Origin of the sequence: Mesorhizobium sp. M7A.F.Ca.MR.362.00.0.0 (assembly GCF_004023175.1) — a bacterium.
Taxonomy (GTDB): domain Bacteria; phylum Pseudomonadota; class Alphaproteobacteria; order Rhizobiales; family Rhizobiaceae; genus Mesorhizobium.
Genome location: NZ_RZTF01000900.1, coordinates 1 through 526, shown reverse-complemented (window position 1 = coordinate 526; position 526 = coordinate 1). Strand labels below are relative to the sequence as shown.

Annotated in this window: 1 protein-coding gene and 1 pseudogene; one reads left to right on the top strand and one right to left on the bottom strand. The window is 66.2% G+C overall.

Annotation, left to right across the window (positions count from 1 at the left end):
• Positions 1–73 precede the first annotated feature (73 nt).
• Positions 74–334: a DUF2934 domain-containing protein gene (locus tag EOC06_RS38425; protein WP_127331827.1), complete on the top strand. Its 261-nt coding sequence runs from the start codon at positions 74–76 to the stop codon at positions 332–334.
• A gap of 11 nt (positions 335–345) precedes the next feature.
• On the opposite strand, the pseudogene EOC06_RS38420 reads toward EOC06_RS38425, so the two are convergent.
• Positions 346–526: pseudogene (locus tag EOC06_RS38420) on the bottom strand (glutathione S-transferase family protein); the annotation flags it as partial.

Genomic DNA, 526 nt, shown 5'->3' with positions numbered 1-526 from the left:
GCTACACAGCAACGCGTTGCTTGCTATACTCGCGTGTCGGCGCCGCGCTGAGGTCGGGCCGTATGGAGACACCATGACCATGACAGACGATCGTCAGGAACGCATTCGCAACCGTGCGCACCAGCTCTGGCTGCAAGAGGGCCAGCCGGCTGGCCATCATGAGCGCCATTGGCATCAGGCGGCCGCCGATGTCGACCAGGAGGACGCCGCGGGCAAGTCGGCGGCCAAAAAGCCAACCAGGAAGGCAACTGGCGCCGCCAAGGCAAAGGCCGCCCCCAAGGAGGCAAAGGCTGCCACGAAGGCCGGCAAGCCAAAGAAGGCGGCGGCCAAGTAAGCTTTACGGCGTCAAGCCGCGGCGGCGATCTTTCGTCCCAGCCCGCCATGCAGGTCGAGGCAGCGGGCGAACCACTGCGCCACCACGTCGCCGTCGTCGAGCAGTTGGTAGGGCGAGGCTATGCGCGCCCATTGCAGGGCGCCGAAGACGATATAGTCGCTGAACAGCGGCGCCGCGCCGCCGATGAATGGC